The sequence below is a fragment of the Allofranklinella schreckenbergeri genome (assembly GCF_003703475.1).
In the GTDB taxonomy this organism is placed as follows: domain Bacteria; phylum Pseudomonadota; class Gammaproteobacteria; order Burkholderiales; family Burkholderiaceae_C; genus Lampropedia; species Lampropedia schreckenbergeri.
In genome coordinates, this window is record NZ_RDQM01000001.1 from 25269 (window position 1) to 43954 (window position 18686).

An 18686-nucleotide genomic window follows, 5' to 3' on the forward strand; every position below is an offset into this window, starting at 1 on the left:
CGCAAAGGCCACCCCATGCACATCTCCATTCAAGGCCATCCGCTTTACGCCTACACCGGCGGCGCCGTCCACAAGCCGGGCCAACCCTGGCTGATCCTCATCCACGGCGTGCTCAACGACCACAGCGTCTGGGCGCTGCAAAGCCGCTGGTTTGCACACCACGGCTGGAACGTGCTGGCCATCGACCTGCCCGGCCACGGCCGCAGTGCGACCAGTGAAGCGCCTGCCAGCGTGCAACAAGCCGCCGACACCATCGCCGCCCTGGTGCACACGCTGGACGACGCACCGCTGGCGCTGGCCGGGCACAGCTTTGGCTCGCTGATCGCGCTGCAAGCGGCGGCCCAGCTCGGCCCGCGTGTGCAGCGCCTGCTGCTGCTGGGCACGGCAGCGCCCATGCCTGTCTCGCCCGCGCTGCTGGAGCTGTCGCAAAGCGCGCCGGAAAAAGCCATGCACCTGGTCAACGTGTTTTCGCGCAGCACCCTGGCACCGCCGCCCTCGGCACTGGGGCCGGGCACCTGGCCCTATGGCATGGGCATGGCGCTGGGGCGGCGCGTGCTGCGCAGCAATCCGCGCGAAAACATCTTTCACAAAGGCTTTGTGGCCTGCAACAGCTACGAGGGCGGGCCAGAGGCCATGCGCCAGGTCAAGGCGCGGGTGTTGGTGCTCAGCGGCAGCCAGGATCAGATGACGCCGCCCAAAGCCAGCGCGCCTTTGCTTGACGCGGCGCGAGAAGCAGGCGTGGCGTTTGCCTGCGAGCGCATCGCCTGCGGCCACAACCTGATGACCGAAGCGCCCGACGCCACGCTGGATGCCATGCGGCGCTTTTTGAGCGCGCATTGAGTACGGAAATCCAGTACGGAAATGCGCCCAGGCCACAAAGTGCGCTGCATCACGCCAGCAGGCTGGCCCATTCGTCTGGCGCCCAGCCTGCGGTGATGGCCTGCTCTGCTGGGCCATCGCTGCGCTGCACGACAACGATGGGGCGTTTGATGAGGCTGAGATGGGCCAGCATCACGGCCTGCGCGCCAGCGGCGTCGCTGGCTTGCGCTTGCGTGGCCGCGTCCAGTTGCCGCCAGGTGGTGCCGCGCCGGTTGAGCAAGCTCTCCCAGCCCAGCGCCTGCACCCATTGGGCCAGGGTAGCGGCGTTCAGGCCGTGTTTTTTGAAGTCGTGAAATGTCACGGCATGGCCGCGCTCGGCAAACCATTGGCGGCTTTTTTTCACGGTGTCGCAGTTGGGGATGCCGTAGAGGGTGATGGTGCAAGTCATAGGGTTTTCAAACAGCGCAAAGCCTGTTTTTTTTACAATTCAATAAGAAAAAATTAATTGCCATTTAGGCAACATGGTATTGGAATCTATTTTCCTTTGATTGAAATCCATCAAACCACCACCGGCTCCGGCTCCAGGCGGATGCCATAGCGCTCGTACACGCTGGTCTGGATGGCCTGGGCCAGCATCATCACCTCGCCGCCGGTGGCGCTTTGCTCGCCCTGGCCCAGATTGACCAGCACCAGCGCCTGCTTGTCGTACACGCCCGCGTTGCCGATGGCTTTGCCTTTCCAGCCGCAGGCGTCGATCATCCAGCCCGCTGCCAGCTTGGCGCTGCCATCGGGCATGGGGTAATGCACGATGTGCGGCTCGCGCGCGATGATGTCGCGGCATTGCTCGGGGGTGACGACGGGGTTTTTGAAAAAGCTGCCCACGTTGCCCATTTGCGCCGGATCGGGCAGCTTCTCGCGGCGGATGGCCACCACCCAATCGAAAATCTGCTGCGCGCTGGGCTGGGCGATGCCGCTGGCCTGCATGCGCCGCTGCAGGTCGTGGTAGTCCAGCACGGGCCGCCAGCGCCGGGGCAGCCACAGCCGCACGCGGGTGATAACGGCGCGCCCGGCCAGGCCCAACCCCATGCCCAGCGCCTGCGCCACGCTGGCGGGGGCGTGGTCGATGGCGTCGGCCTGCATGTCGTCGGTTGTGCGTTGCAGCTTTTGGTTTTTGAGGGTTTGCGCCATGTCCACGCGCACGCCAGCGCGGGCGGGCGCGTGTTTGAAGATGGAGTCGCGGTAGCCAAAGGCGCATTGCGCGGCGGTGAGGCTAAAGGGCTTGCCGCTGTACAAATCGATGCCCTCGAGGCTGTGCAGCCGATCTTGCAGCTCCACGCCGTAAGCGCCGATGTTTTGCACCGGCGCAGCCCCCACGGTGCCGGGGATCAGGGCCATGTTCTCCAGCCCGGGCATGCCTTGCTCCAGGCTCCAGCGCACCAGCTCGTGCCAGCGCTCACCCGCGCCCGCCTCAATCAGCCAGCCCTGCTCATCGCTTTGCAGCACGCGCCGACCCATGATCTCCATCTTCAAAACCGGGCGGCGCACATCGCCGGTGAGCACCAGATTGCTGCCCCCGCCCAGCACCAGAGGCTCCCATTGCGGGGCGATGCGCGCGGCAGGCGGCAGGCCCTGGCGGCGCTGCTGCCCCCAGAGTTGGGCAAAGGCGATGACATCGGCCTCGCTGCGCGCGCGCACCAGCGCCAAGGCCTTGGCAGCAATACCAAAGGTGTTGTAGGGGCGCAGGGAAATATTTTTTTCTACTAACATCGGCCGCATTTTCCCATCCCGACCATGCATTGAAATGGATTGAACATGCCCTCTTTTGACACCGTTTTGGAAGCCAATTTCGTCGAAGTCCGCAACGCTGTGGACAACGCCAGCAAGGAAATCGCCACGCGCTTTGACTTCAAAGGCACCAGCGCCGCCATCGAACTCAAGGACAAGGAAATCACCCTGCTGGGCGATTCGGACTTCCAGCTCCAGCAGATTGAAGACATCCTGCGCAACAAGCTCACCAAGCGCGATGTGGATGTGCGCTTTCTCGACGTGGACAAGCCGCAAAAAGCCGGCGGCGACAAGCTCAAGCAGCTCGTGCGCGTACGCAACGGCATCGACGCCACGCTGGCCAAGCAAATCCAGAAGCACATCAAGGACAGCAAGCTCAAAGTGCAAGCAGCCATTCAGGGCGAGACCGTGCGCGTCTCCGGCGCCAAGCGCGACGATTTGCAGGCGGCCATGGCGCTGATCCGCAAGCAAATCACCGATTTCCCCTTGTCGTTCAACAACTTCCGCGATTGAGCGCAAGCCATGCACAGCAGTGCGCTCGTGCTTTTTTCGGGCGGGCAGGACTCGGCCACCTGCCTGGCCGACGCCCTCACCCGCTACCCGCGCGTGGAAACCATCGGCTTTGATTACGGCCAGCGCCACCACGTCGAACTCCAACAGCGTCAGGCCGTGCTGGACGCCCTGCGCCAACGCTTCCCGCAATGGAGCCAGCGCCTGGGGCCAGACCACATGATTGGCCTGGATGCGCTGGGCCAGATCAGCGACACCGCCCTCACCCGCGAATGCGCCATCACGCTGGAGCAAAGCGGCCTGCCCAACACCTTTGTGCCCGGGCGCAACCTGGTTTTCCTCACCTTTGCCGCTGCCCTGGCCTACCGGCGCGGCCTGCAAGCCATCGTCACCGGCGTGTGCGAAGCCGACTACTCCGGCTACCCCGATTGCCGCGACGACACCATGAAAGCCATGCAAGTGGCTTTGTCGCTGGGCATGGCCTGGCGGCTACTCATCGAAACGCCCCTGATGTGGCTGGATAAAGCGCAAACCTGGCAACTGGCCCACCGCCTGGGCCAGCAGGCCGACCCGGCGGGCGGCGGCGATGCGCTGGTGCAATTGATCGTCGAGCACAGCCACACCTGCTACCTCGGCCAGCGCCAGCAGCGGCACGATTGGGGCTATGGCTGCGGGCAATGCCCCGCCTGCCAACTGCGCGCCAGCGGCTGGGCGCGCTGGCGTGGCGAACAAGGTGGCGCAGCGCCCCTTCTCACAACCGCATAAGCCTGCGCACAGCCGCCCGGCGCCCTGCTGGCTGTGCATTAGAATGCGCGATTTGCCGGCCCCAGGCTGGCAAGCCCGAGTGGTGGAACAGGTAGACACAAGGGACTTAAACCATTTGAGCCTTCGGCGCGGAAACGCCCGAAGTGAAGCCCGTCAAACTCGGCGAACGCCCTGGGTCTCCCAACCCGAGCCAACGCCGAGCCAAGCCCGGTGATGGCGCACAAGCGCCCATCGCCAGGAAGGTGTAGAGAGCAGACGGCGGGCGCCTAAGGCTGTCCAGCTATGGCGAAGGCGTGCTCCAGCCCACGAACAGCGCACACGCGCTGGCGGCGAAAGCCGAAGTGGGACGAAAATCCCTCGGCCGCAAGGCCGTGCCGGTTCGATTCCGGCCTCGGGCACCACCCTCGGTGCATTGCAAAAACATCAGCCGCCCTTGGGGCGGCTTCTTTTTTCGCCAGTTGGCTAATCCTTCCCAGGGCACGGTGCAGCCCAACAAAAGCCCGCACAAAGCCCAAAAATGCGAGCGATGAAACCCGCTTCACCGTCCGGCCAGACCAGCACCCGGCCAAAGCCTGGTGGCTTGCTTCCCATGTCTTTACGTTTACCCCCCTTTCTCTCTTTTTGCGCCCCAGTGGCGGCCTGCTTGGGCGTGTGCCTGACGCTGGCCGCGCCCGCTGCGGCAGATGGCGCGCCCCAGGCCACAGCCCGCGCGCCTGAGCAGACTGCGACTGAAGCCGCTTGCACTTGTCGCAACGCACGGCTGGATGTGGTGGTGCTCGGCTCGGGCGGGCCGGAGCTGAGCGATCAGCGCGCCTCCACCGGCTACCTGGTGCGTGAGGACGGCAAGGCGCGCTTCATCATCGATTTCGGCGCGGGCGCTTCGCTCAACTTCGAGCGCGCGGGCGGGCGCATTGAGGATTTGCACGCGCTGCTGTTCACGCACTTTCACGTGGATCATTCCAACGATTTGCCTGCGCTGGTCAAGGCCGCGTTCTTTACCAACCGCCGCGCCGATTTGCCGCTGTATGGCCCCACGGGCAGCGCCACCATTCCCACCACGCCGCTGTTCGTAGAGCGCCAGTTTGGCGACAAGGGCGTGTACCCCTACCTGTCGGACTTCCTCACGGGCGAAGCGGGCTTTGCCCTCAAGCCCGTGGCGGTGGATGCCAGCCACGCGCAGCCCAAGCTGTTCAGCACGCAGGTGGCGGGCTTCACGCTCAAGGCTATTGCGGTGGAGCACGGCCCCATGCCCTCGCTGGGCTGGCGGGTGGAAAAAGACGGCTGCGCAGTGGTGGTTTCGGGCGACACCAGCAACGCGGGCAAGACGCTGGATGTGCTGGCCCAGGGCGCGGATGTGTTCATCGCCCACAACGCCGTGCCCGAGCACAGCCACGACGAGGTGGCGCTGCACCTGCACATGACGCCGGGCGAGATTGGCCGCATCGCCCAGCACACGGGCAGCCGCAGCCTGGTGCTGTCGCACTTCATGCGCCGCACCGATGGTGCGCACGCAGAAACGGCTGCGGCCATCCGCCAGCACTACCGCGGGCCGCTGGCCTTTGCGCAGGATTGCGAGGTGTATTCGCTGCAAAGCGGCCAGCGCATCGACTCTTGCGCTGGCCCGCGCCGTGCGCAGCGTCAAGGCCAAAAGGATTGAATTCCAACCAAAGGAAAATTCAATTTAACTGCAACATGCCGAAACAGGCAGATTTATTTTCCTTTGATTGATAATTCATACCCTCTTACGGCAAGAAGAAATACGCCCACAGCGAGACCACCGCGACCGAGAGCAGGTTCAGCACCAAGCCTGCGCTCATCATTTCCTTTTGGCGGATCAAGCCGGAGCCAAACACGATGGCATTGGGCGGGGTAGCCACGGGGAGCATGAAGGCGCACGAGGCGCCGATGCCGATCACCATCACCAGCATTTCCTTGGGCAAGCCCATCTCCACGGCGATGCCGCCAAAGACGGGCACCAGCAAAGCCGCCGAAGCGGTGTTGCTGGTGAATTCGGTCAGGAAGATGATGAAGGCGGCCACCACCAGCACAACGATAAAGGGGTGAGCCTGGCCAAACGCATCGGCCACGGCCTGCCCCAGCGCGGTGGAAGCGCCGGAGTTTTTCATCACCGCGCTCAGGGCGATGCCGCCGCCAAAGAGCAGCAGCACGCCCCAGTCGGTGTTTTGCACCACGTCGCGCCACTGCACCGTGCCCAGCAGCACGACGGCCACGGCGGCAGCCAGGGCGATAAAGCTGTCGATGGAGGCAATGCCGGTGGCCTTTTGAATGCGGCTGCCCATGATCCAGGCCGCCGCTGTGATGAAGAAGATGGCCACGGTGAGCACGCGGTGCAGCGTCCAGGGGATGACCTCTGTTTGCGCGGTGTTGACGCGTTGGCTGAAGTCGGGCCGCAGCACCACATACAGGCCAATGAGCATGGTCGGCAGCAGCAACAGCATGATGGGCATGGCCAGCTTCATCCAGCCGTTGAAATCCAGCCCCAGCGCCCGCGCGGCGATGCCGTTGGGCGGCGAGCCAACGTAGGTGCCCATGCCCCCGATGCTGGCGCAATAGGCCACGCCCAGCAGCACGAAAACGAAGGTCCTGCGCTGCTTGTCCCGGTCAACGTGCTCCATCAACCCCAAAGCCAGCGGCAGCATCATGGCGGCGGTGGCCGTGTTGCTGATCCACATGGACAGGAAGGTGGTGGCGGCAAAAATCAGCAGCGCTGCCGCCAGCATGCTGCCGCGCGAGAGGGAAATCACCCACAGGGCGATCTTGCGGTCGAGCTTCTGGATGTGCAGTGCGGTGGCCAGGGCAAAGCCGCCGAAAAAGACGAAGATGATCGGATCGGCAAAATGCGCCAGCACCGACTTGGTGTTCATCTCCGGGATGTGAAAGAGCAACGCCAGCAAAGGCACCATCAAGGCCGTGACGGTGATGTGCAAGGCCTCGGTAAACCACAAAATCGCAACGAAAAGCAAAATCGCCAAGCCGCGGTTGACCATGTCTGGATACGGCAGCACGTGGTACAGCCCAAAGGCCAACACAGCGGCAATCAGCGTTATCAGCAGGCCGCGCAAGCTGCTCGGCTGCTTGCCTTCCTCCGGCGCTGGCTGGGAGACGGGGTAATGGGTATCCATGAAGCTCTCCTGAGAAGGTTGCATGCAAAAACAGCCTGCCTGGCCACTGTGCAATCGGCTGCGCGGCCAGGCAGATGCCGAAAAATTTTACATTTGAATACAGGCTCTCAGGAAAGGGCTTTCCCGCACGATCTCCATCAGCAGTGCGCGGGGCGGGCAGCTCTCAAATCCCCGAACCTGCGCTCTCCAGCGCCTCTTGCTGCACAAAGACGCGGGCGCGGCGGGGTTTGACCCAGACAAGATCGCCCTCGCCCAAGTCCAACTCGGCGTAGCGCTCGGCCGCCATTTGCGCCTCGATCAGGTGGCCGTGCGGGAGCGGGTTTTCCAGCAGAGCATCAGCGCCCTGTTCCTTGTCAGGTTCGGCCACCAGCTCCAACCGCGCCAGCGGACCAACGACGATGGCGCGTGCAATGCGCGCACGCAGGCCCTGCGGCGCGGCAGCCTCTTGCACGGCGGCGCCCGCCCCGGTTGGGCTGGCATGCCAGGGCTGCACCTCCAGCTCGTGCGGGCGCACATAGGCCAGGGCTTGCCCGTCTTGCAACTCATCCGCTGCGGCTTGCAGTGCAAAGCCCGGCAGGCTGACGTGGCCTGCGCTGGCGCGGCCGTGGAAAAGGTTGACATCGCCCAGAAAGCCATAGACGAAGGGGCTGGCCGGGTCGTCCCACACCTGCTGGGGCGTGCCCACTTGCTCGATGCGGCCGCGGTTCATGACGACGACGCGGTCGGCCACCTCCAGCGCCTCCTCCTGATCGTGGGTGACGAAGATGCTGGTCACATGCAATTCTTCGTGCAGGCGGCGCAGCCAGCGGCGCAATTCCTTGCGCACCTTGGCATCGAGCGCGCCGAAAGGCTCGTCCAGCAGCAGCACCTGCGGCTCCACGGCCAGGGCGCGCGCCAAGGCAATGCGTTGGCGCTGCCCGCCCGAGAGCTGGGCAGGAAAGCGATCGGCCAGCCAATCGAGCTGCACCAGTTGCAGCAGCCGCATCACCTTGTCGCGGATTTGCGCTTTACTGGGCCGCTGGCTGCGGGGCTTGACGCTCAGGCCAAAGGCCACGTTGTCGAACACCGTCATATGCCGAAACAGCGCGTAGTGCTGGAACACGAAGCCGACTTGGCGATCGCGCACATGCACATGGGTGGCATCGCGCCCCGAGAACCAGACCGCGCCATGGTCGGGCGCTTCCAGCCCGGCGATGATGCGCAGCAGCGTGGTTTTGCCGCAGCCCGAGGGGCCGAGCAGCGCCAGCAACTCGCCCGAGGCGATCTCCAAATTCACATCGCGCAGGGCGTGAAAATCGCCAAAGGTTTTGCTGATGTTGCGCACTTCAATGCTCATGCGTGTGCTCCTGGATGAGGGGTTGAATCGGGCCGCGCCGCCGCTGCAGGCCGCGCCCAGGCGCCGCGCTGGGCCTGCGCCACGGCCGGGGCCTGCTCGGCGGCGCGGGGGTTTTCCGGCGGCAAGGCGGCGGCTTGGCGCATCTGCGCCTCGTGCTGCCATTCGGCCCAGGTTTTCAGCGCCAGCGTCACCAGCGCCAGCAGGGCCAGCAAGGTGGCCACCGAGAACGCGGCCACGGATTGGTAATCGGTGTAGAGGATTTCCACATGCAGCGGGATGGTGTTGGTCTGCCCGCGGATATGGCCCGAGACCACCGACACCGCGCCAAACTCCCCCATCGCCCGCGCATTGCAGAGGATGACGCCGTAGATCAGCCCCCACTTGATATTGGGCAGCGTCACGCTCCAGAACGTGCGCAGGCCCGAAGCGCCCAGCACGATGGCGGCTTGCTCCTCCTGCTCGCCCTGGGCCTGCATCAGCGGAATCAGCTCGCGCGCGATGAAGGGGAAGGTGACAAACACCGTCACCAACACAATGCCCGGCGTGGCAAAAATCACCTTCACATCCCAGGCTTGCAGCAGCGGCCCCAACCAGCCGTTGACGCCATACAGCAGCGCATACACCAGCCCCGCCACCACGGGCGAGATGGAAAACGGCAAATCGATCAAGGTAATCAAAAACGCCTTGCCACGAAACTCGTGCTTGGCAATGGCCCAGGCAGCCATGACGCCGAAGACGATGTTCAGCGGCACCACAATCAGCGCCGTCAGCAGCGTCAGCCGCACCGCAGCCCAGGTATCGCTGGACTCAAACGCGCTGGCAAACGCCCCCCAGCCCTGGCGAAACGCCTCGGCAAACACCGCCAGCAGCGGCAACACCAGAAACAACCCCATGAAGGCCAGCGCCAAAGCCATCAGGCTGCGGCGCACCCAAGGCGCTTCGTCCGTCAGCGCCCGCGCGCGCGGGACCGCCACGGCGACAGGCGCAACGGGGGCGGCCGTCGCCGTCATGTCTTTTTTCATGTCTTGCCCCCCGTGGCGCGGCGCTGCCAGGCTTGCAGGCCGTTGATGACAAACAGCATGGCAAAGGAAAACGCCAGCATCGCCAACGCCACCGCCGTTGCGCCCGCGTAGTCGTACTGATCGAGCTTGCCGATGATGATCAGCGGCGTGATCTCGGAAACCATCGGGATATTGCCCGCAATGAAAATCACCGAGCCGTATTCACCCAGCGCCCGCGCAAACGCCAGCGCAAAGCCCGTGAGCAGCGCGGGCAGGATGGCGGGCAGGATCACGCGGCGAAACGTCTGCCAGCGCGAGGCGCCCAGGCTGCTGGCCGCCTCCTCCAGCTCGCGCTCGAAATCCTCCAGCACCGGCTGCACCGTGCGCACCACAAACGGCAGGCCGATGAAGATCAGCGCCACCACCACGCCCGCAGGCGCAAACGCCACCTGCACGCCCAAAGGCTCCAGCCACCGGCCCAGCCAGCCGTTGGGCGCCAGCAGCGCCGTCAGCGCAATACCCGCCACCGCCGTGGGCAGGGCAAAGGGCAAATCCACCAACGCATCGGCCAGCCGCTTGCCGGGAAAGCGGTAGCGCACCAGCACCCAGGCAATCAGCAGCCCGAACACCAGATTGACCAGCGCCGCCAGCAGCGACGCGCCAATGGTCAGCTTGTACGAAGCCACCACGCGCGGCGCCCAAACCGCCTGCCAAAACTGCTCCCAACTCAACTGCGCCGCCTGCGCCAGCAAGGCCGCCAGCGGCAGCAGCACGATCAGCCCCAGATAAAACAGCGTGTAGCCCATCGTCAGGCCAAAGCCTGGCAGCACCCGCACGCGCCCCCGGCGCAACGGCGCGTGGGCAGAAGATGAAAAGGACATGAAACAGTCGCCCCGCAAGCTGAAGGCAGCGCTTGCCACCCTCTTTATTACAAATCAAAAGGAAATAAAATTACCTTGTTTCGGCAAATTAGTATTGAAGTTGAATTTCCATTGATTGAAATGAAAGCTCAACGCTGCCCCGCGCCATACAGCCGGTCGAACTCGCCGCCATCGTTGAAATGCACCTTCTGCGCCTGCCCCAGCGAGCCGAAATGCTCTTGCACACGGAACAGCTTGATCGGCTTGAACTGCTGCGCATGCCGCTCCAGCACCGCCTGCGAGCGCGGGCGCAAACCGTGGCGCGCAGCAATCTCCTGCGCCTGCTCGCTGTAGAGGAACTGCAAATACGCCCGCGCCGCCTGCTCCGTGCCCTTTTTCTGCACCACCGGCTGCACCAGCGCCACCGGGTTCTCCGCCAGCACGCTGGCTGAGGGATACACCACATCCACCCTGCCCTTGCCGAACTCGCGCTCGACCGACAACACCTCCGACTCGAACGTCACCAGCACATCGCCAATGTTGCGCTGCAAAAACACCGCCGTCGCATCGCGCCCGCCCTTGCCCAGCACCGGCACGTTTTTGTAAAGCTGCGCCACGAATTCACGCGCCTGCTCGGGCGTGCCGCCGCCCTCCAGCACCGCCCCCCAGGCCGCCAGATAGGCATAGCGGCCATTGCCGCCCGTTTTGGGGTTCACCACCACCACCTGCACGCCCGGCTTGACCAAATCGGCCCAATCCCGAATGCCCTTGGGGTTGCCCTTGCGCACCAGAAACAGCATCGTCGAAGTCGTCGGCGCGGCATCGTGCGGAAACTGCTGCGCCCAATCCTTGGCCACCAGGCCGTTGTCGGCGAGAAAATCGATATCCGTCGTGGTATTCATCGTCACCACATCGGCCTGCAAACCTTCGCGCACCGCCCGCGCCTGCGCGCTGGAGCCGCCATGCGCCTGATCGACCTTGATCGCATGCCCCGTTTGCTGCTGGTAGCTTTGCACGAACGCCGGGTTGATCTCACGGTAAAACTCGCGCGCCACATCGTAAGAAGCATTGAGCAAACTCTGCTGCGCCTGGGCTGGCGTCAAAGCCACCAGGGCGCCAGCCGCCACGGCCCACACCCGCAAAGAGCGCAAAGAGCGCAAAACGCCCGAACCGGGGAAAGCCCGCAAAACAGGGAGCAGGGAACGATTCATCACAGCCATCACTTTCTTGACAGAAACCAACAAAGGCCGCGATTGTGGAGAGCGCGCTTCAGAAACGGAACGACATTTATCTTCTATCCATATGCGTTAAAGCCATATGCGCTATTGGCCTTTTCCGCGCACACGCCGCGCTGCTGGCCCAGTCCCGCTCACTGTGGCCGCGCCAGAAACTCAATCGTGGGCGGCTCAATGGCGGCATCGCGCGCCACCGCCATCAAAATCCCCAGCGCCAGGCCCAGCGTCACCATGGCCGTGCCGCCGTAGCTGATGAAGGGCAGCGGCACGCCCACCACGGGCAGCACGCCCATCACCATGCCCATGTTGACGAAGGCGTAAGTGAAAAAAATCATCGCCACCGCAGCGGCCATCAGGCGGCCAAACAGCGTTTTGGCCCGCATGGCGATGATGAAGGCGCGGTAGATCAGGAACAAAAAGCCCATCAGCAAGGCCAGCGTGCCAGCCAGGCCAAACTCCTCGGCAAACGCGGCGAAGATGAAATCCGTCGTGCGCTCGGGGATGAATTCCAGATGCGTTTGCGTGCCGGCCATGAAGCCCTTGCCCCACACCCCGCCCGAGCCGATGGCGATCATGCCCTGGATGATGTGAAAACCCTTGCCCAGCGGGTCTTTGTAGGGGTCCAGCAGCGTGCACACGCGCGTTTTCTGATAGTCGTGCAGCACCACCCAATCCACGCCGCTTTGGCACAGCGTGTCGCCGAAGGCGACGATCAAGGCAATGCCCCCAAGGCCCAGAAGCACGGGCGGGGCCACCAGCTTCCAGGACAGGCCGGCGAAGAAGATCACCGTCAGCCCCGCCGCCAGCACCAGCAAGGCCGTGCCCAGATCGGGCTGCCGCAAGATCAGCCCCACGGGCACGGCCAACAGCAGCGCGGCGACGATGAAATCCGTGGCCCGCAGCGGCGGCGGGCGCAACTGGAACCACCAGGCCAGCATCAGCGGCGCGGCGATTTTCATGATCTCGCTGGGCTGGATGACGATGCCCACATTCACCCAGCGCTGCGCGCCTTTGCGGGTGATGCCCGCCACCTCCACCCCCAGCAGCAGCAGCACGCCGACGACAAACAACGGCACGGCCAGCAGCATGATTTTTTGCGGCGGGAACTGCGCCACCACAAACAAAATCGCCGCCGCCAGCAGCATGTTGCGCGCATGTGCGCCAAAGCGTTCACCGTGGTCAAACCCGGCCGAGTACATCGCAATCAGCCCCAGCGAGGCCAGAAAAAGAATGGCGGCGATCAGCCAGCCGTCAAAGCGCTGAAACAGCCCCAGAAAGCGCTGCGGCCACGGGGTTTGGTTAAGGGTGGTGTGCATCGCCGTATTATCTTCAGAGCCTGTTGCAGATAGCGCGTGGCTCGCCATGCCCCGCCCACCCGGCGCTCTTTTGCATTTCAATCAAAAGTAAAAATAATTTGAATACAGACATGCCGAAATATGCAATTTTTATTTCTTTTTGATATATAAAATACATCCTCCCTCCCTCACCATGCACAGCCCTGACCTCACCCGCCTTGCCGCCCTGCCCGGCATCCAGGCCGTCTTGCTCGATCTGGACGGCACCCTCATCGATACACTGGACGAATTCGAGCACGCCCTGGGCCACATGCTGGCCGAGCTGGGCCTGCCCGGCACCGACCGCCACACCATTGCCGTCACCATCGGCAAAGGCTCGGAGCACCTGGTGCGCACCGTCCTGGCCCGCGCGCTGCGCGCCGCCGCCCGCCCGCACGACGAGGCCGCCGTGCAAGCGCTGTTCGAGCGCGCCATGCAGGTGTACTTCGCCGGTTACGACGATGCCGCCAGCCAGCACATGGCCAAGGTCTATCCCGGCGTGCGCGAGGGCCTGCAAGCGCTGGCCGCCAAGGGCCTGCCCATGGCCATCGTCACCAACAAACCCGGCCGCCTGGCCCGCCCGCTGCTGGCGGCCACCGGGCTGGATGGCTGGGTGCAATTTCTCTACAGCGGCGACAGTTTTGAAAAGCGCAAACCCGATCCCTACCCGCTGTTGCAAGCCTGCGCGCGGCTGGGTGTGCCGCCCGCACAGACGCTGATGATTGGCGACTCGCGCAACGACGCCCTCGCCGCCCAGGCTGCGGGCTGCCCCGTCGTGCTGCTGCGCTACGGCTTCAACCACGGCGAGCCGATCGAAACCGTCGCCGCCGATGGCTATGCCGATTCCATCGCCGAAATCGCCGCCGCCTTGCCCCAGCGCGCCCCAAACCACCACGCCAACAGCAACGCCAACGCCTCGCCCGCGTCGCTTTGAGGCCATCGCCCCAGCCATCCAGATCCAGCCATGCCTGCCGCCACTCCCACGCCCGCCCCCAGCCTGCCGCTGCTGCTCATCCCCGGCCTGGCCTGCTCGCCCCGGCTGTTCGCGCCCCAGCTCCCCGCCCTGTGGCGTTACGGCCCCGTCACCATCGCCCAGCCCACGCACGGCGAAAACATGGCCGAAATGGCCGCGCACATCCTGCAAAGCGCGCCGCCGCTGTTCGTGCTGATGGGCTTGTCGATGGGCGGCTACATCGCCTTTGAAATCCTACGCCAGGCACCCGAGCGCGTACTGGCCCTGGCCTTGCTGGACACCTCCGCCCGCCCCGACTCCGACGAGGCCCGCCAGCAGCGCCTGCGCATGGTGGCGCTCGCCCAGCAGGGCAAGCTACCCTTGGCGGTGGAAATGAACTACCCGCGCTCCGTCCACCCCAGCCGCGCCGACGATGCCGCCCTGCGCGCCGCCGTGCAGGCGATGGCGCAGGAAACCGGCGTGGACGCCTTCGTGCGCCAGCAAACCGCCATCATGAGCCGCCCCGATTCGCGCCCCGCGCTCGCGCGCATCGCCTGCCCCAGCCTCGTTCTCGTGGGCGATGCCGATGCCATCACCCCGCCCGAAGTCGCCGCCGAAATCGCCGCTGCCATCCCCGGCGCACAACTGCGCACCATCGCCCACTGCGGCCACCTCAGCACGCTGGAGCAGCCCGAAGCCGTCACCACTGCCCTATGCCAATGGCTGGATGGCCTGCTGGCGCACGGGCAGATCACCGCCCCATAGCGCACCACCCATAACGCGACGCCCGTAGCGCCTCACACCACCTGCACCCCGGGCGCCCCTTCCGCCCCCTGCTTCATGCTGCCAATGATGGCGGCGTGCGCAAACCCGGCCTCGGCAAACACGCCCAGCACCGCTTGCGCCGCCTGCGGCGCGCAGGCCACCAGCAAGCCGCCGGAGGTTTGCGGATCGGTCAGGATCGCCTGCGTGGCCGCATCGCACCCGGCGGGCAGCGCCACCTGCGCGCCGTAAGACTGCCAGTTGCGCCCCGAAGCGCCCGTCACCACCCCCTGCTGCGCCCACTGCCGCACGCCTGGCAGCAAGGGCAGGCGTGCGCTGTCGATGCTCGCCTGCAAGCCCGCACCGCGCGCCAGCTCCAGCGTGTGGCCCAGCAGGCCAAAGCCGGTCACGTCCGTCATCGCATGCACATCGGCCAGCGTCGCCAGCGCGCTGCCGGGGCGGTTGAGCTGCGTGGTCACCTGCACCATCTGCGCATAGCCAGCGGCGTCCAGCAGGTTTTTCTTCAGCGCCGCCGACAAAATGCCCACGCCCAGCGGCTTGCCCAGAATCAGCACATCGCCCGCGCGCGCCGTGGCATTGCGCTTGAGCTGCGCGGGATCGACGATGCCAATGCCCACCAGCCCGTAAATCGGCTCCACCGAGTCGATGGAGTGCCCGCCCGCCAGCGCAATCCCGGCTTCGCGGCACACCGCCTCGCCGCCTTGCAGAATCTGCGCAATCGTCGCGTGCGGCAGCACGTTGATGGGCATGCCCACAATCGCCAGCGCAAACAGGGGCGTTGCGCCCATGGCGTACAAATCCGACAGCGCATTCGTGGCGGCGATGCGGCCAAAGTCGAAGGGGTCATCGACGATGGGCATGAAAAAATCCGTCGTCGCTACCACCGCCTGGCGCTCGTTGATTTGATAGACGGCGGCATCGTCGGCCGTCTCGCTGCCCACCAGCAATTGCGGAAACGCCTGCGCCAACGGCAAGCGGCTGCCCTCCAACAAAGCGCTGAGCACCCCCGGCGCGATCTTGCAGCCGCAACCGCCCCCATGCGAGAGCGAAGTCAAACGCGGCGCTTGCGCCGCGCCGGCAGAAGAAACATCCGAGGCCATAGCCGCCCCCTCCAGATAAAAAAACACCCCATCCGCACATCGAATGGGGCTTCAAACAAAAACTGGCGGAAAGCAGCAGGAGTCGAACCTACCAGGGAGCGTCTGACACCCCCTACCGGGTTTGAAGCCCGGGCGCACCACCGGGTGCGTATGCCTTCCTTGCGCCGCCGATTGTACGTTTGCTCATTCAGGCGCTGCGCCACCCTGGCCGCTTTGCGCCAGCGCATCCGCGCACGCTGCCGCGCTGGCCCAGGCCCATTGGAAGTTGTAGCCGCCCAGCCAGCCCGTGACATCCACCACCTCGCCAATGAAATACAGCCCCGGCTGATTGCGCGCCTGCATCGTCCGTGACGACAGCGCGCGCGTATCCACGCCGCCCACCGTCACCTCCGCCTTGCGGTAGCCCTCCGTGCCCGATGGCGTGACGCGCCAGGCATGCAGGCTTTGGGCCAATTGGCGCAACGCCTTGTCGCTGGCCTCATGCACCGGGCGTTGCCACGCCGCGTGGGGCTGCACCCACACATCGGCCAGCCGCGCGGGCAACCATTGCGCCAATTCATTGGCGATCAAACGGCGCGAGCTGGCCTTGGCCGCCAGCAAAGCCGCCTCCAAATCCTGCCCCGGGGCCAAATCGATGTTCAGCGCCGCGCCAGGCTGCCAATAGCTGGAAATCTGCAACGCCGCCGGGCCAGACAAGCCGCGGTGGGTGAACAGCAAATCCTCCTCGAACGCCATGCGCTGCTTGCCCTCGCCCGTGGCCACGCGCACCGGCAGCGACAAGCCCGCCAGCGGCGCGAACGCGCGCCAGGCCTGCGCCTCGAACGTCAACGGCACCAGGCCCGGGCGCGTGGGGACGATGGGCAGGCCAAACTGCCGAGCGATCTCCAGCCCCAGCCCACTCGCGCCAATCGCCGGGATAGAAAGGCCGCCAGTGGCCACCACCAGCGCCCCGGCCCGCACTACACCGCGCGCGGTGTGCACGGCGTAGCACGGCGCGCCCTCCCCCGTGCGCCTCGCGCGCGCGCGGCCTCCGCCTGCAGCAGCACCTTCACCGACCGTCTCGCCAATCCATTCCACCCGCTCTACCGCGCAAGGCTGCCAGCGCTGCACCTGCCCGCCGTGGGCCTGCGCCGCGTCACATTCGGCCAGCAGCAAGGCAATCAAATCCTTGGCCGAACGGTCGCAAAACAACTGGCCTTTGTGCTTTTCATGAAAGCCGATGCCGTGGCGTTGCACCAGCACGATGAAATCCTGCGGCGTAAAACGCGCCAGGGCCGAGCGGCAAAAATGCGCGTTGGCGCTGAGAAAGTATTTCTGCGGCGCGGCCGGATCCAAATCGCGGTTGGTGAAATTGGCCCGCCCGCCGCCAGAAATGCGCAGCTTCTCCGCCACGCGCTCGGCATGGTCGATCAGCAGCACCCGCAAACCCCGCTGCCCGGCGCGGGCCGCACAAAAAAGCCCCGCCGCGCCAGCGCCCAGGATAATGACGTCAAAAAATGGCATCGCCCGATTGTGCCGCAGCGCCCCAGTGCCCAAAACGCATGCCACCACCGCACAACCCCTTTTTATTTACCAATCAAAAAGCAAAAAAACAACCCTGTTTCGGCATGTTTGGCAATAATTCATATTTCTCTTGATTGAAATCACCACAAATGCCGCATCGCCTCATTTTCATGGCGGATACGTACCGCCAAAATCGCGGCGTAAATGGGCAAGCCCACCGCCATCACGCCCCAGGCATGGCACAGCAGCCCCACGCCAATCAACTCGGGCAAGATATTCAGAAAATAATTGGGATGGCGCACATGGCGGAACAACCAATTGCGATTCATCTTGTGCTGAGGATGGATATACAGCTTCACCGTCCACACACTGCCCAGCGCATGGATCACGTAAAACAACATCCCCAGCGCAAACACCAGCAAAGCCGTGCCTGCGGCTGAAACCGCATCAAACTGCGCACCGCGCACATACGATTCGCCCAAGGCCGCAAAGTAATACACCACGTGCGCAACCGAAAGCAGTTTGGAGTTTTTCTCTCCATATTGCCTGGCCCCTTCAGCAATAAGGCGCTTTTCATTTTTAATCGAAATCGACAGCGAAATCAGGCGAATACCAAAAATCAGAAAGAAAACGACAGCAATCATCACAAAAAACCAAAAAAATCACCCCTCTCGAAGGGGCATTGACTCACACGGAAACGATACAGGCGCTGAAAGCACCAACTCAGCACGCCATCAAAAAATCCGCCTTCTCAGGCGGATTCTTGTGAAGCGGCGTTCAGTGAACGCGGATTAATTATCCCTGAACCAGTCTTCAATTTCTTTTTCAACTTCATCCTTGGCACGGCCATAGCGCTCTTGAATGAGACCGGCCATTTGATCGCGCTTGCCTTCGATGACAGTCCAATCGTCATTCGTCAGCTTGCCCCATTTCTCTTTGGCTTTACCCTTGAGCTGTTCCCACTTGCCTTCAACGATATCCATATTCATCGCATTATCCTTTCCTAAGTCAAGAAGAAAACGGCTTGAATGTCAAACCGAGTGGCAACTATAACACAAGCCTCCAATCCAATCAAATCGAATGGATTTACAAAGCGCATATACCCATCTCAGACCATTCAATTGGTATTACCAAAACACTGCCCCATTGGGCATTTGCACAGTATTCAATTTCCCTTTCTCCCGCTCTCGCCCCAGCGCGCGGCCGCGCTCAGCACCGCACGCACGGCGGCCGTGGCGGTGTTGGCATGCAAGGCTGCGCCAAAGCGCGTGCCGGGCTGGCCGGGCCAGGCAGCCTCGATGACGGCCAGCGACTGGGCCTGAGCACCGTGGCCCAGGCTTTTTTGCTCGAAGCTGTCGATGCGCAGCGGCAGGCCCAGCGCGGCCACGGCGGCCTCCACCGGGCCGCTGCCCACGCCGCGCCGGGTTTGCGGCTGGCCATCCACCCCTTGCAGGCGCAGCTCGATGCCTTGTTGGCCGCCTTCGGCGTCAAACAGGCGATGGCCGAGATAGCCGCCATCGGCGCTCAGAACCTGTTCAAAATCTTTTTGCCAATTTGTTT

Annotated in this window: 20 protein-coding genes and 1 tRNA gene; 7 read left to right on the forward strand and 14 right to left on the reverse strand. The window is 64.0% G+C overall.

Features of this window, described 5'->3' with window-relative positions; all coding sequences use genetic code 11:
* Positions 1–15: 15 nt before the first annotated feature.
* Complete coding sequence (locus EBQ26_RS00115) at positions 16–840, forward strand: alpha/beta fold hydrolase (protein ID WP_122237006.1); 825 nt, start codon at positions 16–18, stop codon at positions 838–840.
* Between the two features lie 49 nt (positions 841–889).
* Here EBQ26_RS00115 and EBQ26_RS00120 read toward each other — a convergent pair whose 3' ends face one another.
* Both EBQ26_RS00120 and EBQ26_RS00125 read right to left on the reverse strand, forming a co-directional pair.
* Positions 890–1267 carry an arsenate reductase gene (locus tag EBQ26_RS00120; protein ID WP_122237007.1) on the reverse strand — a complete coding sequence of 126 codons (378 nt, stop codon included), beginning with the start codon at positions 1265–1267 and terminating at the stop codon, positions 890–892.
* A 110-nt stretch (positions 1268–1377) separates the two neighbouring features.
* A complete protein-coding gene (locus EBQ26_RS00125; protein WP_122237008.1) occupies positions 1378–2586 on the reverse strand; it encodes a UDP-N-acetylmuramate dehydrogenase in 1209 nt (402 codons plus the stop codon).
* A 45-nt stretch (positions 2587–2631) separates the two neighbouring features.
* Between EBQ26_RS00125 and EBQ26_RS00130 the strand changes: the two genes are divergently transcribed.
* The 3 genes from EBQ26_RS00130 to EBQ26_RS00140 all read left to right on the forward strand — a co-directional run bounded on the left by EBQ26_RS00130 (position 2632) and on the right by EBQ26_RS00140 (position 5536).
* Positions 2632–3117 (forward strand): YajQ family cyclic di-GMP-binding protein, encoded by a 486-nt coding sequence (locus EBQ26_RS00130; RefSeq protein WP_122237260.1) that lies wholly within the window; start codon positions 2632–2634, stop codon positions 3115–3117.
* Positions 3118–3126: 9 nt separating this feature from the next.
* Entirely contained in the window at positions 3127–3879 is a 753-nt protein-coding gene (queC, locus tag EBQ26_RS00135) for a 7-cyano-7-deazaguanine synthase QueC (RefSeq protein ID WP_122237009.1), read from the forward strand.
* Positions 3880–4468: 589 nt separating this feature from the next.
* Positions 4469–5536, forward strand: coding sequence for an MBL fold metallo-hydrolase (locus tag EBQ26_RS00140; protein ID WP_122237010.1), 1068 nt, complete (start codon positions 4469–4471; stop codon positions 5534–5536).
* A gap of 85 nt (positions 5537–5621) precedes the next feature.
* Here the strand turns inward: EBQ26_RS00140 and EBQ26_RS00145 are convergent, their stop codons facing one another.
* The 6 genes from EBQ26_RS00145 to rodA all read right to left on the reverse strand — a co-directional run bounded on the left by EBQ26_RS00145 (position 5622) and on the right by rodA (position 12770).
* Positions 5622–7022, reverse strand: a complete 1401-nt coding sequence (locus EBQ26_RS00145; protein ID WP_122237011.1) for an SLC13 family permease — start codon at positions 7020–7022, stop codon at positions 5622–5624.
* A 163-nt stretch (positions 7023–7185) separates the two neighbouring features.
* Positions 7186–8358 (reverse strand): sulfate/molybdate ABC transporter ATP-binding protein, encoded by a 1173-nt coding sequence (locus EBQ26_RS00150; RefSeq protein WP_122237012.1) that lies wholly within the window; start codon positions 8356–8358, stop codon positions 7186–7188.
* Positions 8355–9380, reverse strand: coding sequence for a sulfate ABC transporter permease subunit CysW (cysW, locus tag EBQ26_RS00155; RefSeq protein ID WP_238944030.1), 1026 nt, complete (start codon positions 9378–9380; stop codon positions 8355–8357). The genes EBQ26_RS00150 and cysW overlap by 4 nt, the downstream gene beginning before the upstream one ends.
* Entirely contained in the window at positions 9377–10240 is an 864-nt protein-coding gene (cysT, locus tag EBQ26_RS00160) for a sulfate ABC transporter permease subunit CysT (protein ID WP_122237013.1), read from the reverse strand. The genes cysW and cysT overlap by 4 nt, the downstream gene beginning before the upstream one ends.
* A 128-nt stretch (positions 10241–10368) precedes the next feature.
* Complete coding sequence (locus tag EBQ26_RS00165) at positions 10369–11430, reverse strand: sulfate ABC transporter substrate-binding protein (protein WP_122237262.1); 1062 nt, start codon at positions 11428–11430, stop codon at positions 10369–10371.
* Positions 11431–11588: 158 nt separating this feature from the next.
* Positions 11589–12770 carry a rod shape-determining protein RodA gene (gene rodA, locus EBQ26_RS00170; protein ID WP_122237014.1) on the reverse strand — a complete coding sequence of 394 codons (1182 nt, stop codon included), beginning with the start codon at positions 12768–12770 and terminating at the stop codon, positions 11589–11591.
* Between the two features lie 172 nt (positions 12771–12942).
* Between rodA and gph the strand changes: the two genes are divergently transcribed.
* Both gph and EBQ26_RS00180 read left to right on the forward strand, forming a co-directional pair.
* Positions 12943–13722 (forward strand): phosphoglycolate phosphatase, encoded by a 780-nt coding sequence (gph, locus tag EBQ26_RS00175; RefSeq protein WP_122237015.1) that lies wholly within the window; start codon positions 12943–12945, stop codon positions 13720–13722.
* A gap of 30 nt (positions 13723–13752) precedes the next feature.
* Entirely contained in the window at positions 13753–14505 is a 753-nt protein-coding gene (locus EBQ26_RS00180) for an alpha/beta fold hydrolase (protein WP_122237016.1), read from the forward strand.
* A 32-nt stretch (positions 14506–14537) separates the two neighbouring features.
* On the opposite strand, the gene selD is transcribed toward EBQ26_RS00180, so the two are convergent.
* From selD to EBQ26_RS00195, 3 genes are all read right to left on the reverse strand, one after another.
* On the reverse strand, positions 14538–15623 hold the full coding sequence (gene selD, locus EBQ26_RS00185) for a selenide, water dikinase SelD (RefSeq protein ID WP_122237017.1): 1086 nt from the start codon (positions 15621–15623) through the stop codon (positions 14538–14540).
* 63 nt (positions 15624–15686) lie between these two features.
* Positions 15687–15782, reverse strand: a tRNA-Sec gene (locus tag EBQ26_RS00190).
* A gap of 24 nt (positions 15783–15806) precedes the next feature.
* Complete coding sequence (locus tag EBQ26_RS00195) at positions 15807–17126, reverse strand: BaiN/RdsA family NAD(P)/FAD-dependent oxidoreductase (RefSeq protein ID WP_122237018.1); 1320 nt, start codon at positions 17124–17126, stop codon at positions 15807–15809.
* Here EBQ26_RS00195 and EBQ26_RS12795 point away from each other — a divergent pair.
* The gene (locus EBQ26_RS12795) at positions 17025–17264 is read left to right on the forward strand and encodes a hypothetical protein (protein ID WP_238944073.1); all 240 of its coding nucleotides are present in this window, start codon (positions 17025–17027) and stop codon (positions 17262–17264) included. The genes EBQ26_RS00195 and EBQ26_RS12795 overlap by 102 nt on opposite strands.
* Before the next feature lie 2 nt (positions 17265–17266).
* Here EBQ26_RS12795 and EBQ26_RS00200 read toward each other — a convergent pair whose 3' ends face one another.
* The 3 genes from EBQ26_RS00200 to EBQ26_RS00210 all read right to left on the reverse strand — a co-directional run bounded on the left by EBQ26_RS00200 (position 17267) and on the right by EBQ26_RS00210 (position 18654).
* Positions 17267–17770, reverse strand: a complete 504-nt coding sequence (locus EBQ26_RS00200; RefSeq protein WP_122237019.1) for an isoprenylcysteine carboxyl methyltransferase family protein — start codon at positions 17768–17770, stop codon at positions 17267–17269.
* A 147-nt stretch (positions 17771–17917) separates the two neighbouring features.
* On the reverse strand, positions 17918–18115 hold the full coding sequence (locus EBQ26_RS00205) for a CsbD family protein (RefSeq protein ID WP_122237020.1): 198 nt from the start codon (positions 18113–18115) through the stop codon (positions 17918–17920).
* 176 nt (positions 18116–18291) lie between these two features.
* On the reverse strand, positions 18292–18654 hold the full coding sequence (locus EBQ26_RS00210; protein WP_122237021.1) for an alpha-isopropylmalate synthase regulatory domain-containing protein: 363 nt from the start codon (positions 18652–18654) through the stop codon (positions 18292–18294).
* Between the last annotated feature and the right edge of the window lie 32 nt (positions 18655–18686).

What these genes read in the sequence shown, in the direction of transcription:
- EBQ26_RS00115 (WP_122237006.1), top strand. Translation starts at nt 16, where the DNA reads ATGCACATCTCCATTCAAGGCCATCCGCTTTACGCCTACACCGGCGGC.
- EBQ26_RS00120 (WP_122237007.1), bottom strand. Translation starts at nt 1,267, where the DNA reads ATGACTTGCACCATCACCCTCTACGGCATCCCCAACTGCGACACCGTG.
- EBQ26_RS00125 (WP_122237008.1), bottom strand. Translation starts at nt 2,586, where the DNA reads ATGTTAGTAGAAAAAAATATTTCCCTGCGCCCCTACAACACCTTTGGT.
- EBQ26_RS00130 (WP_122237260.1), top strand. Translation starts at nt 2,632, where the DNA reads ATGCCCTCTTTTGACACCGTTTTGGAAGCCAATTTCGTCGAAGTCCGC.
- queC (WP_122237009.1), top strand. Translation starts at nt 3,127, where the DNA reads ATGCACAGCAGTGCGCTCGTGCTTTTTTCGGGCGGGCAGGACTCGGCC.
- EBQ26_RS00140 (WP_122237010.1), top strand. Translation starts at nt 4,469, where the DNA reads ATGTCTTTACGTTTACCCCCCTTTCTCTCTTTTTGCGCCCCAGTGGCG.
- EBQ26_RS00145 (WP_122237011.1), bottom strand. Translation starts at nt 7,022, where the DNA reads ATGGATACCCATTACCCCGTCTCCCAGCCAGCGCCGGAGGAAGGCAAG.
- EBQ26_RS00150 (WP_122237012.1), bottom strand. Translation starts at nt 8,358, where the DNA reads ATGAGCATTGAAGTGCGCAACATCAGCAAAACCTTTGGCGATTTTCAC.
- cysW (WP_238944030.1), bottom strand. Translation starts at nt 9,380, where the DNA reads ATGAAAAAAGACATGACGGCGACGGCCGCCCCCGTTGCGCCTGTCGCC.
- cysT (WP_122237013.1), bottom strand. Translation starts at nt 10,240, where the DNA reads ATGTCCTTTTCATCTTCTGCCCACGCGCCGTTGCGCCGGGGGCGCGTG.
- EBQ26_RS00165 (WP_122237262.1), bottom strand. Translation starts at nt 11,430, where the DNA reads ATGAATCGTTCCCTGCTCCCTGTTTTGCGGGCTTTCCCCGGTTCGGGC.
- rodA (WP_122237014.1), bottom strand. Translation starts at nt 12,770, where the DNA reads ATGCACACCACCCTTAACCAAACCCCGTGGCCGCAGCGCTTTCTGGGG.
- gph (WP_122237015.1), top strand. Translation starts at nt 12,943, where the DNA reads ATGCACAGCCCTGACCTCACCCGCCTTGCCGCCCTGCCCGGCATCCAG.
- EBQ26_RS00180 (WP_122237016.1), top strand. Translation starts at nt 13,753, where the DNA reads ATGCCTGCCGCCACTCCCACGCCCGCCCCCAGCCTGCCGCTGCTGCTC.
- selD (WP_122237017.1), bottom strand. Translation starts at nt 15,623, where the DNA reads ATGGCCTCGGATGTTTCTTCTGCCGGCGCGGCGCAAGCGCCGCGTTTG.
- EBQ26_RS12795 (WP_238944073.1), top strand. Translation starts at nt 17,025, where the DNA reads ATGGTCGATCAGCAGCACCCGCAAACCCCGCTGCCCGGCGCGGGCCGC.
- EBQ26_RS00195 (WP_122237018.1), bottom strand. Translation starts at nt 17,126, where the DNA reads ATGCCATTTTTTGACGTCATTATCCTGGGCGCTGGCGCGGCGGGGCTT.
- EBQ26_RS00200 (WP_122237019.1), bottom strand. Translation starts at nt 17,770, where the DNA reads ATGATTGCTGTCGTTTTCTTTCTGATTTTTGGTATTCGCCTGATTTCG.
- EBQ26_RS00205 (WP_122237020.1), bottom strand. Translation starts at nt 18,115, where the DNA reads ATGAATATGGATATCGTTGAAGGCAAGTGGGAACAGCTCAAGGGTAAA.